Source organism: Citrobacter sp. Cf118 (genome assembly GCF_030334095.1).
GTDB classification, from domain to species: Bacteria; Pseudomonadota; Gammaproteobacteria; order Enterobacterales; family Enterobacteriaceae; genus Citrobacter; species Citrobacter freundii.
In genome coordinates this window covers 138,968-156,482 of record NZ_JAOWES010000088.1, presented here as the reverse complement: position 1 = coordinate 156,482, position 17,515 = coordinate 138,968, and the positions used below count along the sequence as shown (strand labels likewise).

The window sequence follows — 17,515 nt, the reverse complement described above, 5'->3', positions numbered from 1 at the left end:
CCTTAAGGGCGTGCGAGGAAGTTCAGCACCAGCTGGTTAAAGGCATCCGCATGCTCCCACTGCGCCCAGTGCCCGCAGTCGCGGTAGATATGCAGCTCAGAACCGGCAATTCCGGAGAGCAGGCGCAGACCGGCATCCATCGGCACAAAGCGGTCATTGCGTCCCCAGACAATCAGGGTCTGGGCTTTGATTTCACCCAGACGCGGGCTGAAATCCGGGAACTGTTTCGGGTTGGCCTCCAGACTCTGGACAAAGTTTTCCAGGTGATCGCGACGCGACAGCATGTTATTCAGGCGTGCCTCAAACAATGCCTCGGTCAGGTCGCTGGTGTCGAAGACAAAGATCTCCATCATCAGCTTCAGGTTCTCGATGGTCGGCTCGCGGTACAGCTGATTCAGGCGTTTGATACCTTCGGTCGGCATCGGGGTAAACAGACTCATGCCGCCCGTTCCGCCGCCCATTAACACCAGTTTGCCCACGCGCTCCGGCCAGCTCAGGGTAAACGCCACAGCACTGTGACCGCCCATCGAGTTACCCAGCAGGTGGACTGTTTGAATATCCAATTGATCGACCACGCTTTTCAGAATGCGAGCGTTGAGATCAGATCGCGAACCGCGGTTAACGATCCCATCGCTTTTGCCCCAGCCTGGACAATCCAGCAGGATCACCCGGTATCCGGCCTGTACCAGCGGATCAATATTGCGGCTGAAGTTTGCCCAGCCCGTCGCGCCAGGACCGGAGCCGTGCAGCAGCACGACGGTCTCTTCGCCCTGTCCACAGTCATTGAAATGCACGCGTAGTGTTTCGCCTGCTTCCTGCACCTCCAGAAAACGACTGGTAGCGGCTTCGGTTTGCGGTTGGTAAGTCATGATGTTCTCCTGCATATTCAGTTCTGTTTCAGTTCTGTGTGGTAGCGCTCAGGGAGCCGAATCCGGCGATCCACTCCGGGATCGGGCGGTAATAACGGCCTTCACTACGCCAGCTACCAAAGGCAGAAATGGCGGCAAAGGCGGCAACCCAGGTTTTCACTTCGTGCGTTGATTTGCCCGCCATCGCGGACAGCTCTTCGTTACTGACCGCGTCCAGCTCCTGCAAACGCCCCTGCTCAAGCAGGCTCATAAAGCGGTTATCCCAGACAGGGTTCAGCGGATGCAGCGTGTTTTGATCGGCCACGAACTTCTCGGCGGCGCTGATCACCCGCTGCTGGCGCAGCTCGCGCTCGTTTTCAGGTAACTGTTTGCCGCTGCCGAGCAGGCGGTCACGCATATGGGCATCAGCCTTCGCCAGCTCCGGGACCGGCGGTTGATGCGATAGACCACCGGAGCCTAAAAACAGCACGCGCTTATTCAGCGAGCTGGCGAAACGGCCAATCGCTTCACCGAGCATGCGGGTACGCTGAAAGCCCGGCAGCGGCGTGGCGACGCCGTTAATAAACACCGGCAGCACCGGCACCTTATCCAGACCGCCGAGCAAAAACTCCAGCGGCTGCGCGAAGCCGTGATCGACCTGCATGTTGTAGGACACGGCAAGATCGATGCCGCTTTTCATCACCGCGTGGGCGCAGGCTTCAGCGAGATCTGTCGGCACTGGCAGTTCTCCCGCTGCGCTGCCGAAATCGCCGATCGCCGTAGCTCCCACGCCTAAGCAGAACGGCGGCATCACGTCGTAGAAAAAACCGTTGTAGTGATCGGGGGCAAACAGCACTACCAGTTCCGGGTCGAACGCCGCAATACGCGCCCGGGCGCTGGCGATCACGCCGTTAACCTCGTCGAGCACGGTCTGCGCCGGGTCGACGTACCCCACCAGCGGCGAGTGGGAAAGACAGTGAAGATAAGCGTGCATATCAGGCCACCTTTTCAACAGGAATATCGGCAGTAGCGCGGGTAAGTGTCATCACCGACGCCAGTTTATTCAGGGTGCTGCCCAGGGTTTGCGGAATGGCGATGGCGGCCACGAAGCGGTCCGGGCGCATTACCACCAGCGCGGCGTTGTGCTGGGCAAACCACGCGCGCAGGCGGTTTTGCGTATCACCAATGCGGGTAACGCCGTCGTGGTTATCCTGATCGGTATGAATCTGCGTGTCCGGCACGACCTGGATAAAACGCGTCCCCAGCGCCTGCCACTGTTGGATCTGCGCCTCGCTCATGCCCCACAGCGGGTTACAGCCCCAGCCAATCACCGCGAAATTCGGTCCAATAACGTTGTCGAGCAGCGTCACTTCACCCGATTCCAGCGTCACCTTCGGCTGGATAAACATCTTGCCGACCGGTGACGTTTTCGCGTCGCCTTCACGTACCAGTGCCCCGACGTGGTACTGCGGCATCGGCTTAAAGCGCATTTCCAGGAAGTAACGTTTGACCGGCGGAATATAATTCAGCAACCAGGAAACCCCGTCGCGCACCGCACCGTGCCAGCGTTTTGGCGGCGCCAGCACGTTGCCAGCGGTCACGGAGAGATCGATCATCGCTTTGGCGTGGTCGCGGCGTTCCTGCTGGTAGGTATCCAGCAGCTCATCACCGGCTTTGCCCTTAATGACCAGCGCCAGTTTCCACGCCAGATTGAAAGCATCGCGCATGCCGCTGTTGTACCCCTGCCCCTGCCAGACCGGCATAATGTGCGCCGCATCGCCCGCCAGCAGCACGCGGTCAATGCGAAAACGTTCGGCCAGACGGGCGTTATGGGTATAAACGCGCTGGCGGATCAGTTCGACGTTGTCCGGGTTCGGCAGCACTTTGCTCAAAAGCTGACGCATATTCTGCGGTTCACTGAGCTGCGCTTCGGTTTCCCCCGGCATCACCATAAATTCAAAGCGACGCACCGCGTGCGGCAGCGCAGCGGAGACATACGGGCGCACCGGATCGCAGCACAGATACACATGCGGTGTGCTGAGCGGATCGTTGGCGATATCCACCACAATCCACTGATTCGGCGCGGTTTTGCCTTCAAACGGCACATTCAGCGAGCGTCTGACGTTGCTGCCGCCGCCGTCGCAGGCCACCAGCCACTGGGCCTTCACCGTTTCACGTTGACCGTCCGGCGTTTTCAGATTCAGCGTCACTTCGCCGTTTTGCTGGCTGAAGGCCTCCAGTTCGCGGGAGAACAGGCAGCGCACGTTGGGAAAACGCGACAGCCCTTCCAACATCACCGCATCCACCTGTGGTTGAATAAACGCATTGCGGCGCGACCAGCCAAATTCGTCGGTCATCGGCTGGATATCAGCAAAGCAGCGGCCTTTCGGCGTGAGAAAGCGCATCGCGTGCCACGGCGTGGTGTGCGGCAAAACGCGCTCGACCAGCCCCACAGACTGCATGGTGCGCAACGCTTCATCGTCAATGCCGATGGCTCGGGGATAGTCGATCAGCGTGTCGAGCTTCTCCACCACCAGCACGTCAATGCCCATCTGGCCAAGATAGTTGGCCATCATTAGCCCCACCGGGCCGGCACCAGCAATCGCGACCTGAACGGTGTGCTGCACAGCGGGTTGGATATCCGGGTTTTTTGTTGTCATTTCAGAACCTCACGACTCGGACAAAACGCAATTGCGGACCCTGGTGAGGCGCAATTTGCTTTGTTAAAAATATGTGAATAATTTTTTGTTGTGCGGTCAGTATAGGAGTGAGTTTTTGCGCTACAATCAAAACATGCCTGGATGTGCACTAAGTGCACAACGTTGTTTTACCTGTAGATTTGTCAATGAATATGAAAAATGACGAGAGCACTGAGTACAAAACCGTACGCGGATTAACGCGCGGATTAATGTTATTAAATATGTTAAACCGGCTCGATGGTGGGGCCAGTGTTGGCTTACTTGCTGAGTTAAGCGGCCTGCATCGCACCACGGTCAGACGGCTGCTGGAAACCCTGCAAGATGAGGGTTACGTTCGGCGCAGCCTGTCCGATGACAGCTTTCGCTTAACCATTAAAGTCCGCCAGCTCAGCGAGGGATTTCGTGACGAGCAGTGGATTTCCGCACTCGCCGCCCCGCTGCTGGGGGATTTGCTGCGCGAGGTCATCTGGCCGACCGACGTTTCCACGCTGGATGTGGACGAGATGGTGGTACGTGAAACAACCCACCGCTTCAGCCGCCTGTCGTTTCACCGGGCGATGGTCGGGCGTCGTTTGCCATTGCTGAAAACCGCATCCGGCCTGACCTGGCTGGCATTCTGTCCGGAGAATGAACGTCAGGAACTGATTGAAATGCTGGCCTCCCGACCAGGAGAAGAGTTCCAGCTTGCGCGCGAACCGCTGAAGCTCAATGCCATTTTAACCCGCGCGCGAAAAGACGGTTTTGGCCAGAACTTTCGCGGCTGGGATCAGGAGGAGAAAATCGCTTCTATCGCCGTCCCCATCCGCAGCGAACAACGTGTCATCGGCTGCCTGAATCTGGTGTATATGGCCAGCGCCATGACCATCGAACAGGCCGCGGAAAAGCATCTTCCGGCCTTACAAAAGGTGGCGAAACAGATAGAGGACGGCGTCGAGTCGCAGGAGATTTTGGTGGCCGGGAGGTGAAGTGGATCACAGTTAAGCGGATCATCTGATTGATAGCTGGCATAATTCACTAACCGGCCGATATAACTTTGTGACGTCTTGCCCAAAAAAATCTTCATTACATAGTGTGCATTCGTTTTCTGCCAGGAGGGTCGCTGAGGGCTTAAAGCCTCTTCGAAAGAGGCTTTAAGCTTTGCAACAATGCAACCACACGGATTACAAAGCGGAATCATCACTGTTCAAGCTGTATTGTTATTTAGAGTTTATACTCCATTAATACTATTTCAGATATTAAGCACATTTTTATGAGGCCATTTTCATCGCGGCACCAATAACTGCCATACACATACTGCTCGCAAGTAAAACAATAAACCAATATATACAATTATTAAACCTTGTAAATATCCAGATAAATCTAAGCAATGACAATGCAGCAATAGAAATAGAAGACACAAACATTGTAAATATATAAATACCAGAAATTGCCCACCCTGCCTCTTCGTAAATACTCTTCATTGTAAAAATAAGGATGGATAAGTAAAATGCTGATAAAGCAAGCCCGCTCAGAAAATCATAACAATCAATGTATGTGATGTTTTTATTTTTCTGCGGAAGAGCTATAAATTTTTCAATTTTCTCATTGTCTACTCGTGATAAATATCGATTAATTAGCGGAGTAAACATCACTAAAACCATCACCAAGTGAATGAATAGTAAAGAAAGTTTAATTCTATCATCAACCGATTCACTCTGTGGCCAGATAGATATTATTTCATAATCCATTTTTGCAAGGAGAAAAAAGCAAATGGCTGATGGTACATATTCAGAAGATATAGCCTTCCATATTTTTTTAATAATCACTTATATTACTCCATTAGTTATATCGGTAAATCATTGTTAGTTAGCCGTGCTACTAATCTGCAAATAGTTGGCGATCATATTTGTTTAATACGGATAATATATACCTGTTCAGAAACAGATTACTACCTACTAATTTTATTACTACATACCTGAATAACGTAAATTACGCATATCAAAAAAAACCGAAACCCCGCTCCTGAAAAGAGCAGCGTTCCGGTTTTTATTCAGTCTGAAGGGCTTCAGACCTTAAGCAGTTTCACCGTCTCGTCGATGTCGATTTCATCTTCCGAGAAAATCAGCGTCGTGCCCTGGAAGGTGGTGATAGCCAGCTTTTTCAGCGTGCGCATTTCACCAGGCTTCACGTCTGATTTTGGTCGGATGCTGTTCATCAGCACGCCGACAGACAGCACTGCATTTTCTTTGTCGATACGGGTCTCTACAGGGACTTCTTCACTGTAGACCAGGAATGACTTGATCGAGGTGAGCTTCAGACGCTCGCCTGCGATATAGATGTACTTGCTGTCTGGTATGACTTTTACCGCGTAGGCAGACAAGCCTTTGTTATTGGTGGTGGGCTCAAAAGTCACCGCCGCGTCTTTCTTGATCAGCTCAGGATTAGCAACCTTAATCACATGAAAATAGCGATTGTCGCCGTTTTCATCTTTGATAAATCCAAAGCCTTTATCTTTAAACCACGTTGTGATTGTTCCGTTCATTGCTGTTTCCGCCTGATTAAACCTATTACTCGTAGAGTATACCTACTCAATTTGCGCGCAGTGTAAAACACAGGCCATACCTTTGGCTACTCGTTACCCCAACGATTGAGGAACTCCGCGATATCATCGATACGCTGAGCGTCGACACCGGCCACGGTTGCCATCTCCTGCTGCGCTTCTTCGCTGATCTCTTCGTTGTTCATCAAACGGGTAATCAACTGCTGGAAGTAGTGCGCCAGCGCGTCACGTTCTGTGTCGCTCACCGGCTTTGCGGCCTCGGTCGCGTACTCGTCGGCGATATCATAATATTTAAGCGGAATGTCGTTGTTCATCAGTTGCTCCGGGGGGATATGCGTGTGCCAGCAGTTGCCTGCCGCGTCTGATGTGAATGATAGCATTCTTATTTCATGATTCGCGATCTGTTTCCTGGCTGTAATGTGTTGCATATATCGATACTATTTTCTGGCACCACTTCGTATTTAATAAATTTTTCCGTATTTAAGTAACAGCACTCTTATTCATTCCGATATAATGGCTGCGAATTAAATAACGAGCTACAAAGGGAAATATTAAATTACTTTAATTACATAATTGATATCTGTAATCTGCTATTGGCCCAATCCCATCGCTAGTCGCCCATTTGCCCACATTCATCTTCTGGACAACACTCTACGATGACACCACTGATCCAACCCGTGGAGCAAACATCATGAACATCACGCAAATCCGTAACGCCACGCAGCACATCACCTTTGGCGGTAAAATTTTTCTGATTGATCCGATGCTGGCGGATAAAGGTACTTATCCGGGCTTTGCCGGAACGGCTCGCGCCGAGATCCGCAACCCGACCGTTGAACTGCCTGTCGATATCGACACGCTGCTCAACGTTGATGCGCTAATCGTGACCCATCTGCATGAAGACCACTGGGATGAAGCAGCGGCTCGTGTCGTGCCGAAAGACAAACCGATTTATGTGCAAAACGATCGCGATGCGCAGGTACTGCGGGAACAAGGTTTCACGCAACTGACCGTACTGACGCAAAACACCGTGCTTGGTGATATCACCCTGCGTAAAACCGGCGGCCAGCACGGTTCGGATCGCGCTTACGCCATCCCGCAAATGGCTGAGCGTCTGGGTGATGCCTGCGGGGTTATCTTCCAGCATCCGGCGGAAAAAACGCTGTATCTGGTCGGGGACACCATCTGGCGCGACGAGGTGGAAACCAACATGCGGACTTTTCAACCAGGCGTGGTCATTCTGAACGCAGGCTTTGCCCACGTTATCGGGTTTGGCCCAATTATCATGGGGGCGGAAGATGTGCTAAAAACCCACTTCGTACTACCTGAGGCACAAATTGTGGCGACCCACATGGAGGCGGTTAACCACTGTCTGCTGACCCGCGCGGCCTTGAAAGAGTACGCCCGCGACAACCAGATTGCGCAATTCGTTAACGTGCCGGAAGATGGCGAAACCCTGACGTTTTAAACTCCACAGAGGAATCGTATGCAACCGCTTAACGTCGCCATTGTCGCCGTGGAAGATTTCAGCCCGTTTCACTTCTCAGTGCCGTGCATTATTTTCAGTGACAAAGTGGCGTCGAAAAAGCGCTTTGAGGTACAACTGTGCGCCGAACAGCCAGGCATCGTTTCCTCGCAGGATGGCTTCGCCCTTACCGCAGCCTACGGCTATGAAGCGGTGGAGGCTGCCGACATCGTAGTGATCCCCTGGTGGGGTACCACGGCACATCGACCACCACAAAGCCTGCTTGATGCGCTCAACCGCGCACGACAATACGGCGCGCAAATTGTTGGGTTATGTCTGGGCGCGTTTGTTCTCGGCTATGCTGGTCTGCTGGATGGCAAACGGGCGGCTACGCACTGGGAATTCGAACAAGATTTTCAGGCGCGCTTTCCGGCAGCCCATCTGGATATCAACGCGCTGTACGTGGATGACGACGGTATTATTACCTCGGCAGGGACCGCCGCCGCGCTGGATTGCTGCCTGTACGTCATCCGCCAGCGTTTTGGCAGCACGGTGGCGAATCAGATTGCCCGACGGATGATTGTGCCGCCACATCGCGAGGGCGGCCAGGCACAGTTTATCGAACAACCGGTAGCGAAAAATACCCAGGATCAGCGCATCAACGCCCTGCTCGACTATTTGCGCCAGCATCTCCACGAACCGCATAATCTCGACGAGCTGGCGCAGCGAGTGATGATGAGCCGTCGTACCCTCACTCGTCATTTTATGAAGGCCACCGGGTCAAGCGTAGCCGAATGGTTGATTGCCGAGCGCCTGCGCCGTAGCCAGACGTTGCTGGAGTCCAGCCAGTTACCCGTTGAACGCATTGCAGAACAGGTTGGTTTTCAGTCGCCCGTCACCTGGCGTCAGCATTTTAAATCCCACTTTGGTGTTAGCCCGGCTGAATGGCGTAAAACCTTTCGCGGCGATTAGCCTCTTTTTTGCGCCAGCCAGACGGTGTGCCCGGCGCAGTGCGGGTCTTCCATCACCATCTCGACTACCGCAAAACCATGCGCTGACAGCAATGCGCGGTATTCGTCCGGCGCGAGGCTGGCGTGAAACAGCGGCTCACCCTCAAATTGCCCCATCGCGATGCCATTGTCCGTACCGCTGGTAAACATCAGCGCGCTGCCGGGATGGCTGAGGCGGTCAAAAATCGGGAACATCTTTTGCTGGTCCTGCTGAGTTAAATGGAAAAAACTGTCCCAGGCGATCAGACCATCGAAAGTCTCATTGAGTGCCAGTTCGCGCATATCCTGCTCCAGCCAGCGCTGTGCGGGAAAAGTGTTTCGGGCCCGCGCCAGCATCGCCGGGGAACCATCAACGCCGGTAAGCTGAAAACCTTGCCGGATAAAATAACCGGCAATCGGCTGACCGTTGCCGCAGCCAATATCCACAATGCTGCCCTGCCCGCCCATCACGGAAATGAATTTATCGAGCCAGCTTTTCTCGAACAAGGTGCGCGAGCGCTGGCTGGCAAAGGCATCCGCATGACGTCGGTAGATGGACAGAATATTATTTGCCGCAGAGTCGCTCACAATGTCCTCACTTTTTTCTTCTGTTAAGAAGAACGACGATAAATCCTCCTGCACACGATCCGCAACCCTGGAATGCGCCTCGCAGAACCTATGCGTAAATCCCCCAAAACCATCCCGCTGTGGCATCATAGCGCGCAGATAACGTCATGACAGGGGTGATAAACGTGAAACCGGTAACGCTATACGATGTGGCAGACCATGCAGGTGTCTCTTACCAGACCGTCTCGCGCGTCGTTAATCAGGCCAGCCACGTTTCCGCAAAAACCCGACAAAAAGTTGAGGCCGCGATGGCGGAACTCAATTACATCCCTAACCGCGTCGCACAGCAGCTGGCGGGCAAACAAACGCCGCTGATTGGCGTCGTGACGGCGAACCTTGCCCTGCATGCCCCGTCACAAATCGTTGCCGCCATAAAATCCCGCGCCGACCAGTCCGGTGCCAGCGTGGTGATCGCCATGGTCGAGCGCAGCGGCGTTGAGGCATGTAAAGCCGCGGTCCACAACCTGCTTTCTCAGCGTGTAACCGGGCTTATCATCAACTATCCACTGGATGAAGAAGACGCCATTGCCGTGGCCGCCGCCTGCGGTACGGTGCCGGTGCTGTTTCTCGATGTCTCTGACCTGACGCCAATTAACAGCGTGATTTTCTCGCATGACGACGGCGCGCGCCTCGGCGTTGAACATCTGGTGCAGTACGGACATCAGCGTATCGCCCTGCTGAGCGGGCCGCACACTTCCGTTTCGGCAAGGCTTCGCCGTGCGGGCTGGCACAAGTATCTGGCACATTACCAGCTACAACCCGTTGTGGAGCTGGAAGGCGACTGGAGTGCGATGTCTGGTTTTCAGCAAACGATGCATATGCTGAATAACGGTAACCTCCCTACCGCCATGCTGGTCGCTAACGATCAAATGGCGCTGGGCGCGATGCGCGCAATCAGCGAGTTCGGTCTGCGGGTGGCGGTAGATATCTCGGTGATTGGCTACGATGATACCGAAGACAGCGCCTGCTACATTCCACCGCTGACCACCATCAGGCAGGATTTTCCGTTATTGGGTGAAACCAGCGTCGACAGGCTGCTGCAACTTCCCCGTGGCGAATCAACCGTGGGCAACCAACTGCTGCCCGTCACCCTGGTTAAGCGCAAAACGGTTCTGCCACCCAACACCCAAACCACCTCACCCCAGGCGCTGGCCGATTCATTGATCCAGCTCGCACGGCAAGTTTCTCAGCTCGCACCCAAATTGTGAACGCACAACAATTGTGTGAGTCAGTTCACTCATTGAACGCCCCAGCCTTTACAGTTGGGATCGCTTATCCGTATTTTGATTGAAATTGTGAGCGCATAACAAATTCAAACAGGATACCGTTATGAACCTGAACACAGATTCACTCTCCGCTGTTCTGGCCCGCCGTGACTGGGAAAATCCCGGCGTCACGCAGCTCAACCGCCTGGAGGCGCATCCACCGTTCTGTAGCTGGCGTTCAGCAGATGACGCACGTACGAATCAGCGTTCGAGTCAGTTACGCTCGCTGAATGGCCAGTGGCAATTTGCCTGGTTTGCCGCGCCGGAGGCTGTGCCGGAAAGCTGGCTGACAAGCGATCTGCCACAAGCTGATACTGTCAACGTCCCCTCGAACTGGCAGATGGACGGTTACGATGCGCCAATTTATACCAACGTCACCTACCCAATCCCGGTTAACCCTCCGTACGTTCCGGCACAGAACCCGACAGGATGTTACTCGCTCACATTTTATATTGACGATGCCTGGTTAGATGAGGGTCAGACGCGCATTATTTTTGACGGCGTGAACTCCGCATTTCATTTGTGGTGCAACGGCCGCTGGGTCGGCTACGGACAGGACAGCCGCCTGCCATCTGAATTCGATCTTAGCGATTATCTGCAGCACGGCGAAAACCGTCTGGCGGTGATGGTGCTGCGCTGGAGCGATGGTAGCTATCTGGAAGACCAGGATATGTGGCGCATGAGCGGTATTTTTCGCGACGTATCTTTGCTGCATAAGCCCACAACGCAAATTCGCGACCTGCGCATTAATACCCGGTTTAACGACGACTTCAGCCGCGCCACGCTGGCAGCGGAAGTCAGAGTAGCGGGCAACGCGAGCGAAGATTTACGCGTAGCCCTGCAATTGTGGGAGGGAGAAACGCTCACAGCCGAAACGAATTCCCCACTCGGCAGTGAGATTATTGATGAACGCGGTGCTTATCATGACCGGGTGACTCTGTGTCTGAACGTCGAAAAACCGGCTCTGTGGAGTGCCGAAACGCCCAATCTGTACCGCGCCGTTGTGCAGTTACGCACCGCGGACGGAGCGCTGATAGAAGCGGAGGCCTGTGACGTCGGCTTTCGTCAGGTTTGCATTGAAAACGGACTGCTGTTACTCAATGGTAAGCCGCTGTTGATTCGCGGTACCAACCGCCATGAGCACCATCCGATTAACGGCCAGGTGATGGATGAGGCGACGATGGTGCAAGACATCATCCTGATGAAGCAGAATAACTTCAACGCCGTGCGCTGCTCCCATTACCCAAATCACCCGCTGTGGTACACCCTGTGCGATCGTTACGGCCTGTATGTCGTCGACGAAGCCAATATTGAAACCCACGGCATGGTGCCGATGAATCGCCTCACCGACGATCCCGCATGGTTGCCTGCCATGAGCCAGCGCGTCACGCGCATGGTGCAGCGCGATCGCAACCATCCGAGCATTATCATCTGGTCTCTGGGCAATGAATCCGGCCATGGCGTCAATCACGACGCGCTCTACCGCTGGATAAAATCAGAAGACCCGTCACGCCCGGTACAATATGAAGGCGGCGGCGCAAATACCGCAGCGACCGATATTATTTGCCCGATGTACGCCCGCGTCGATCAGGATCAACCCTTCCCCGCCGTCCCCAAATGGTCGATTAAAAAGTGGCTGTCGATGCCCGGCGAGCAGCGTCCGCTGATCCTTTGTGAATATGCCCACGCCATGGGCAACAGTTTCGGTGGCTTTGCCAAATACTGGCAAGCATTCCGTCAGTATCCGCGCCTGCAGGGCGGATTTGTCTGGGACTGGGTGGATCAGTCGCTGACCAAATATGATGAGAACGGCAAAGCATGGTCAGCCTACGGTGGCGATTTTGGCGACACACCTAACGATCGTCAGTTTTGCATGAACGGGCTGGTGTTCGCCGATCGCTCCCCACACCCGGCGTTATACGAGGCCAAACATGAACAGCAGTTTTTCCAGTTCACGTTACTGCCGGGCGCTGAACGCCAGATTGAAGTGACCAGCGAATATCTGTTCCGCCGCAGCGATAACGAAGTTCTGCACTGGTCTATTGCCCAGGACGGCAACCCGCTGGCCGCCGGAGAAATCATGCTGGATATCGCCCCACAAGGCCGCCAGGTGATAACCCTGCCAGATGTCCCGATGCCGGAAACCGCAGGTCAGCTGTGGCTGACGGTACGCGTAGAACAACCTCAGGCAACCGCGTGGTCAGACGCCGGGCACATCAGCGCCTGGCAGCAATGGAAGCTTCAAGAGAAGCTCAGCCTGACGCAACTGCCGTCTGCCCGCACCGCGCCACAGCTCAATGTGAGCGAAAACGTCTTTACCGTTGAGAACGACAACAAGCGCTGGCAATTCGACCGTCAGTCTGGCCTGCTGACACAGTACTGGATTGGCGATTCAGCCCAACTGTTGACTCCGCTTACTGACCAGTTCACCCGCGCCCCGCTGGACAACGACATCGGCGTGAGCGAGTCAACCCGCATCGACCCGAACGCCTGGGTCGAACGCTGGAAGGCCGCCGATCACTATCAGGCTGAAGTAACGTTACTGCACTGTGCTGGCGATACGCTGAGCGATGCGGTACTGATCACCACTGAACATGCGTGGCAGTATCAGGGCGAAACGCTGTTCATCAGCCGAAAAAGCTACCGCATTGACGGCAAGGGTGAAATGCAGATAACGATGGATGTCGACGTTGCCAGCGGTACGCCGCATCCGGCCCGCATCGGCCTGAGCTGCCAGTTAGTGCAGGTCGCAGAGCGAGTGAACTGGTTAGGTCTCGGTCCACATGAGAACTACCCGGACCGTCTGGGCGCCGCCTGTTTTGATCGCTGGGATCTGTCGCTTGATGAGATGTACACCCCGTATGTTTTCCCAAGTGAAAACGGTCTGCGCTGCGGCACGCGCGAACTGCACTACGGCGCGCACCAGTGGCGTGGGGACTTCCTGTTCAACATCAGCCGCTTTAGCCAGCAGCAACTGATGGCAACCAGCCACCGCCATTTGCTGCAGCCTGAGGCGGGCACCTGGCTCAATATTGATGGCTTCCATATGGGCGTTGGCGGCGATGATTCGTGGAGCCCTTCCGTGTCGCCGGAATTTCTGCTGAGCGCCGGACGCTACCACTTCCAGATCATCTGGGGCCAAAAATAATAATATAAGTTGGGCAGGCCCAAACCTGCCCGCATTTATAGGAAGTCTGTTATGTATTATTTAAAAAACACTAACTTTTGGATGTTCGGCTTTTTCTTCTTCTTTTACTTTTTTATTATGGGTGCGTATTTCCCCTTCTTCCCCATCTGGTTACACGAGGTAAACCATATCAGCAAAGGCGATACCGGCATCATCTTCGCCTGTATCTCACTGTTTTCTTTGTTATTCCAGCCAATTTTCGGACTACTCTCCGACAAGCTTGGCCTGCGTAAACATCTGCTGTGGGTAATTACCGGCATGCTGGTAATGTTTGCCCCGTTCTTTATTTACGTTTTTGGTCCGTTATTACAAGTTAATATTTTACTGGGTTCAATTGTCGGTGGGATTTACCTTGGCTTTATTTACAATGCCGGCGCTCCGGCGATTGAAGCCTATATTGAAAAAGCCAGCCGCCGAAGCAACTTTGAATTTGGTCGCGCGCGCATGTTTGGGTGCGTGGGCTGGGCGCTGTGCGCCTCGATTGCCGGCATTATGTTCACCATCAATAACCAATTTGTCTTTTGGTTAGGCTCCGGCTGCGCGGTCATTTTGGCATTGCTGCTGTTATTTTCAAAAACAGATGCCCCCTCTTCTGCAAAAGTCGCGGATGCGGTAGGCGCCAATAACTCGGCATTCAGCCTGAAGCTGGCGCTGGAGTTATTTAAACAACCAAAACTTTGGTTCCTTTCCCTGTACGTAGTTGGCGTTTCCTGTACTTACGATGTGTTTGACCAGCAGTTCGCCAACTTCTTTACCTCGTTCTTTGCCACCGGCGAACAGGGCACCCGCGTGTTTGGCTACGTCACGACGATGGGAGAATTACTCAACGCCTCAATCATGTTCTTTGCGCCGCTGATTGTGAATCGCATCGGCGGCAAGAACGCCCTGCTGCTGGCAGGTACGATCATGTCGGTAAGGATTATTGGCTCCTCATTCGCCACCACTGCGCTGGAAGTCGTTATTCTCAAAACGTTGCATATGTTTGAGATACCGTTCCTGATCGTCGGTTGTTTCAAATACATCACCAGTCAGTTTGAAGTGCGTTTCTCGGCGACGATTTATCTGGTGTGTTTCTGCTTCTTCAAACAGTTAGCAATGATTTTCATGTCAGTTCTGGCCGGGAAAATGTATGAAAGTATTGGTTTCCAGGGAGCTTATCTGGTGCTGGGGATTATTGCGCTGAGCTTCACGTTGATTTCCGTATTTACCCTAAGTGGACCGGGGCCGTTTTCCCGCGTTTTCACCCCGGCAAGTAAACAAGTCTGAAGACAAATAACAAGAAGGAATATCTTCGATGAGCATGTCTATGAGAGACAGAATGAAAGCAGGCAAGCTGTTTACTGATATGTGCGAGGGGCTGCCGGAAGAGAGACTGCGCGGAAAGGAGTTAATGTATGAATTTAACCACACGCGTCCATCGGAGATTAAAAAGAGGGAAAAACTGATTCGTGAAATGTTTGCCACCGTGGGAGAGAATGCGTGGATCGAGCCTCCCATTTATTTCTCTTACGGCAGCAATATTCACATTGGCAAAAACTTCTACGCCAATTTTAACTTTACCATTGTGGATGATTACACGGTCACCATTGGCGATAACGTATTAATTGCGCCAAACGTCACTATCTCGGTAACAGGTCACCCTGTTCATCATGAATTAAGGAAATCCGGAGAGATGTTTTCCTTTCCGGTCACCATCGGCAATAACGTATGGATTGGCAGTAATGTGGTCATCAATCCAGGCGTAACGATTGGCGATAATTCCGTGATTGGCGCAGGGAGTGTCGTCACAAAAGACATTCCGGCAAATGTCGTGGCCGTGGGGGTTCCCTGTCAGGTTATCCGCGAGATAAATGACAGAGATAAGCAATATTATTATAAAAACTATAAATTAGAAGATGCTCTTTGATACTGGGCATAACGCCGGATGGTGCCGCATTGCGGCTTATCCGGCGACCAGGTCCGGTAAGCATCGCGTCACCGGGCCTGGTTATAACCGCTATTCCTCGATCGCCTGACGGATTTGCTGTAACGACGCGGGATCGTCAATGGTCGTCAGATCGCCGGGATCGCGGCCTTCGCAGATCGCCTGGATCGTCCGCCTGAGCATTTTACCGGAACGTGTTTTCGGCAACTGCGACACAAACCAGACGTGTGCCGGACGGCCAAAGTTGCCAATCTGGCTGTCCACCAGCGCCATAATCGCCTTCTCTTCCGAATGTGCGATGTCGCGATCTTCAAGGCTGTCGCTCTGTTTCGGAATAACAAACGCGACCGCTACCTGCCCCTTCAGCGCGTCCTTCACGCCGACTACCGCCACTTCGGCAACGTTCGGATAGCTGGAAATACTCTCCTCGATCTCGCGCGTCCCCAACCGGTGTCCTGCCACGTTTATCACGTCATCCGTACGGCCAAGGATGAAGTAATAGCCGTCAGCGTCACGAATGCCCCAGTCAAAGGTGGCGTACACCTGGCGAGAAAACAGCGACCAGTAGGTATTCACAAACCGCGCGTCATCGCCCCAGATGGTCTGGATACAGCCCGGCGGCAGCGGGCCTTCAATCACCAACATGCCCTTTTCGTTCGCCGCACAGGGTTCACCAGTGACTTCATTGAGCAGTTGTACGTTGTAGCCGTACATCGGCACCCCGGGACTGCCCAGACGCGACGGCCTGTCGTCTAGGCCGCGGGCAATCGCCATAATTGGCCAGCCGGATTCGGTCTGCCAGTAGTTATCGATAACCGGGACGCCCAGCGTTTCTGTTACCCAACTGGCGGTTGGTTCGTCCAGCGGTTCCCCCGCCAGATACAACACCTCCAGCGAGGAGAGATCGTGATTACGGATTTGCGCGGTCGGGAATTTCTTCAGCACGCGGATGGCGGTCGGGGCGGAGAACATCCGGCAGACCTGATACTTCTCAACAATTTTCCACCATACACCACAGTCCGGATACGTTGGCAGACCTTCGTAAACCACCGTCGCCATCCCCGCCAGCAGCGGGGCATACACGATATACGAATGCCCAACTACCCAGCCGATATCCGACGCGCAGAAGAACACGCCGCCCGCTTTACCGCCGAAAATGGTGTCCATCGAGGTCGCCAGCGCGACCGCATAGCCGCCAACGTCGCGCTGGACGCCTTTCGGTTTACCGGTTGTCCCGGAGGTGTAGAGAATGCAGGACGTTTCGTTTGATTCCAGCCAGACAACTGGTACCCTCGTGCCGAGATGCTGTTGGCGCAGGGCGGCAAAGTCGAGGTCACGTCCCTCGACCCGCGCCATTTTCGCCAGACCGCGATCGACCAGCACCACATGACGCGGTCGGTGCTGCGCCTGTTCGATCGCATCATCGAGCAGCTTTTTATACGGCAGGATCTTGCCCCCGCGCGCCCCGGCATCCGCCGAGACGATAACCACCGGTCTGGCGTCGTCGATGCGCGCCGCCACGCTGTGCGAGGCGAAACCACCGAACACCACCGAATGGATCGCCCCAATGCGTGCGCAGGCCAGCAGCGTAATGTGCGCCTCGGCGATCATCGGCATATACACCAGCACCCGATCGCCACGCTGTACGCCCAGCGACAATAGCATCGCCGCCGCGACGTTCACTTCGTCATACAGCTGACGAAAGGTAAACGTGCGTTCTTCTTCAGTTTCTGATGACACAGCAATCAGCGCCAGCGCGTCAGGTTGTTTCTCCAGCCAGCGGTCGATGGCGTTATGGCACAGATTGGTCGTGCCGCCGCAAAACCAGCGAGCAAACGGCGGGTTGCTGTGGTCCAGTGCCTGCGTATACGGCTGCTGCCAGTCAATACGCTGGGCCTGCTCGGCCCAGAACGACTCCGGTTGCGTTATGGAACGTTGATAAAACTCGCTATAAGACATAATGCTCTCCTGT

At 54.1% G+C, this 17,515-nt stretch carries 15 protein-coding genes; 7 read left to right on the top strand and 8 right to left on the bottom strand.

Annotated features, from left to right (window positions below; all coding sequences use genetic code 11):
* Positions 1–2: 2 nt before the first annotated feature.
* The 3 genes from mhpC to OGX67_RS20890 are packed head-to-tail and all read right to left on the bottom strand — an operon-like array spanning position 3 to position 3,508.
* The gene (gene mhpC, locus OGX67_RS20900) at positions 3–869 is read right to left on the bottom strand and encodes a 2-hydroxy-6-oxonona-2,4-dienedioate hydrolase (protein ID WP_016149676.1); all 867 of its coding nucleotides are present in this window, start codon (positions 867–869) and stop codon (positions 3–5) included.
* A 28-nt stretch (positions 870–897) separates the two neighbouring features.
* Positions 898–1,842 carry a 2,3-dihydroxyphenylpropionate/2,3-dihydroxicinnamic acid 1,2-dioxygenase gene (gene mhpB, locus OGX67_RS20895; protein WP_149691320.1) on the bottom strand — a complete coding sequence of 315 codons (945 nt, stop codon included), beginning with the start codon at positions 1,840–1,842 and terminating at the stop codon, positions 898–900.
* A 1-nt stretch (position 1,843) separates the two neighbouring features.
* Positions 1,844–3,508, bottom strand: a complete 1,665-nt coding sequence (locus OGX67_RS20890; protein ID WP_257651705.1) for a bifunctional 3-(3-hydroxy-phenyl)propionate/3-hydroxycinnamic acid hydroxylase — start codon at positions 3,506–3,508, stop codon at positions 1,844–1,846.
* Positions 3,509–3,699: 191 nt separating this feature from the next.
* Between OGX67_RS20890 and OGX67_RS20885 the strand changes: the two genes are divergently transcribed.
* Complete coding sequence (locus OGX67_RS20885) at positions 3,700–4,512, top strand: DNA-binding transcriptional regulator (protein WP_044699510.1); 813 nt, start codon at positions 3,700–3,702, stop codon at positions 4,510–4,512.
* A gap of 282 nt (positions 4,513–4,794) precedes the next feature.
* On the opposite strand, the gene OGX67_RS20880 is transcribed toward OGX67_RS20885, so the two are convergent.
* The 3 genes from OGX67_RS20880 to OGX67_RS20870 form a co-directional block, all read right to left on the bottom strand.
* Complete coding sequence (locus tag OGX67_RS20880; protein WP_286527142.1) at positions 4,795–5,352, bottom strand: hypothetical protein; 558 nt, start codon at positions 5,350–5,352, stop codon at positions 4,795–4,797.
* Positions 5,353–5,591: 239 nt separating this feature from the next.
* On the bottom strand, positions 5,592–6,068 hold the full coding sequence (locus tag OGX67_RS20875; protein ID WP_003021353.1) for a cold-shock protein: 477 nt from the start codon (positions 6,066–6,068) through the stop codon (positions 5,592–5,594).
* Between the two features lie 86 nt (positions 6,069–6,154).
* Positions 6,155–6,400 (bottom strand): YmjA family protein, encoded by a 246-nt coding sequence (locus OGX67_RS20870; RefSeq protein WP_003021350.1) that lies wholly within the window; start codon positions 6,398–6,400, stop codon positions 6,155–6,157.
* 377 nt (positions 6,401–6,777) lie between these two features.
* On the opposite strand from OGX67_RS20870, the gene OGX67_RS20865 reads away from it, so the two are divergent.
* Both OGX67_RS20865 and OGX67_RS20860 read left to right on the top strand, forming a co-directional pair.
* The gene (locus OGX67_RS20865) at positions 6,778–7,554 is read left to right on the top strand and encodes an MBL fold metallo-hydrolase (protein WP_204584009.1); all 777 of its coding nucleotides are present in this window, start codon (positions 6,778–6,780) and stop codon (positions 7,552–7,554) included.
* A gap of 18 nt (positions 7,555–7,572) precedes the next feature.
* Positions 7,573–8,523: a GlxA family transcriptional regulator gene (locus OGX67_RS20860; RefSeq protein ID WP_071696902.1), complete on the top strand. Its 951-nt coding sequence runs from the start codon at positions 7,573–7,575 to the stop codon at positions 8,521–8,523.
* Here the strand turns inward: OGX67_RS20860 and OGX67_RS20855 are convergent.
* Entirely contained in the window at positions 8,520–9,182 is a 663-nt protein-coding gene (locus OGX67_RS20855; RefSeq protein ID WP_257652031.1) for a class I SAM-dependent DNA methyltransferase, read from the bottom strand. The genes OGX67_RS20860 and OGX67_RS20855 overlap by 4 nt on opposite strands.
* Positions 9,183–9,292: 110 nt before the next feature.
* Between OGX67_RS20855 and OGX67_RS20850 the strand changes: the two genes are divergently transcribed.
* The 4 genes from OGX67_RS20850 (at position 9,293) to lacA (ending at position 15,525) form a co-directional block, all read left to right on the top strand.
* Entirely contained in the window at positions 9,293–10,375 is a 1,083-nt protein-coding gene (locus OGX67_RS20850) for a LacI family DNA-binding transcriptional regulator (protein WP_044699311.1), read from the top strand.
* Positions 10,376–10,496: 121 nt separating this feature from the next.
* Positions 10,497–13,580 carry a beta-galactosidase gene (locus OGX67_RS20845; protein ID WP_286527136.1) on the top strand — a complete coding sequence of 1,028 codons (3,084 nt, stop codon included), beginning with the start codon at positions 10,497–10,499 and terminating at the stop codon, positions 13,578–13,580.
* Between the two features lie 51 nt (positions 13,581–13,631).
* Complete coding sequence (locus tag OGX67_RS20840) at positions 13,632–14,885, top strand: MFS transporter (protein WP_003021333.1); 1,254 nt, start codon at positions 13,632–13,634, stop codon at positions 14,883–14,885.
* 28 nt (positions 14,886–14,913) lie between these two features.
* Complete coding sequence (lacA, locus tag OGX67_RS20835; RefSeq protein ID WP_071696906.1) at positions 14,914–15,525, top strand: galactoside O-acetyltransferase; 612 nt, start codon at positions 14,914–14,916, stop codon at positions 15,523–15,525.
* Positions 15,526–15,615: 90 nt separating this feature from the next.
* On the opposite strand, the gene prpE is transcribed toward lacA, so the two are convergent.
* The gene (prpE, locus tag OGX67_RS20830) at positions 15,616–17,502 is read right to left on the bottom strand and encodes a propionate--CoA ligase (RefSeq protein WP_108361477.1); all 1,887 of its coding nucleotides are present in this window, start codon (positions 17,500–17,502) and stop codon (positions 15,616–15,618) included.
* Positions 17,503–17,515 lie beyond the last annotated feature (13 nt).

What these genes read in the sequence shown, in the direction of transcription:
- OGX67_RS20875 (WP_003021353.1), bottom strand. Translation starts at nt 6,068, where the DNA reads ATGAACGGAACAATCACAACGTGGTTTAAAGATAAAGGCTTTGGATTT.
- OGX67_RS20890 (WP_257651705.1), bottom strand. Translation starts at nt 3,508, where the DNA reads ATGACAACAAAAAACCCGGATATCCAACCCGCTGTGCAGCACACCGTT.
- OGX67_RS20870 (WP_003021350.1), bottom strand. Translation starts at nt 6,400, where the DNA reads ATGAACAACGACATTCCGCTTAAATATTATGATATCGCCGACGAGTAC.
- OGX67_RS20860 (WP_071696902.1), top strand. Translation starts at nt 7,573, where the DNA reads ATGCAACCGCTTAACGTCGCCATTGTCGCCGTGGAAGATTTCAGCCCG.
- OGX67_RS20845 (WP_286527136.1), top strand. Translation starts at nt 10,497, where the DNA reads ATGAACCTGAACACAGATTCACTCTCCGCTGTTCTGGCCCGCCGTGAC.
- OGX67_RS20840 (WP_003021333.1), top strand. Translation starts at nt 13,632, where the DNA reads ATGTATTATTTAAAAAACACTAACTTTTGGATGTTCGGCTTTTTCTTC.
- lacA (WP_071696906.1), top strand. Translation starts at nt 14,914, where the DNA reads ATGAGCATGTCTATGAGAGACAGAATGAAAGCAGGCAAGCTGTTTACT.
- OGX67_RS20885 (WP_044699510.1), top strand. Translation starts at nt 3,700, where the DNA reads ATGAAAAATGACGAGAGCACTGAGTACAAAACCGTACGCGGATTAACG.
- prpE (WP_108361477.1), bottom strand. Translation starts at nt 17,502, where the DNA reads ATGTCTTATAGCGAGTTTTATCAACGTTCCATAACGCAACCGGAGTCG.
- mhpC (WP_016149676.1), bottom strand. Translation starts at nt 869, where the DNA reads ATGACTTACCAACCGCAAACCGAAGCCGCTACCAGTCGTTTTCTGGAG.
- mhpB (WP_149691320.1), bottom strand. Translation starts at nt 1,842, where the DNA reads ATGCACGCTTATCTTCACTGTCTTTCCCACTCGCCGCTGGTGGGGTAC.
- OGX67_RS20865 (WP_204584009.1), top strand. Translation starts at nt 6,778, where the DNA reads ATGAACATCACGCAAATCCGTAACGCCACGCAGCACATCACCTTTGGC.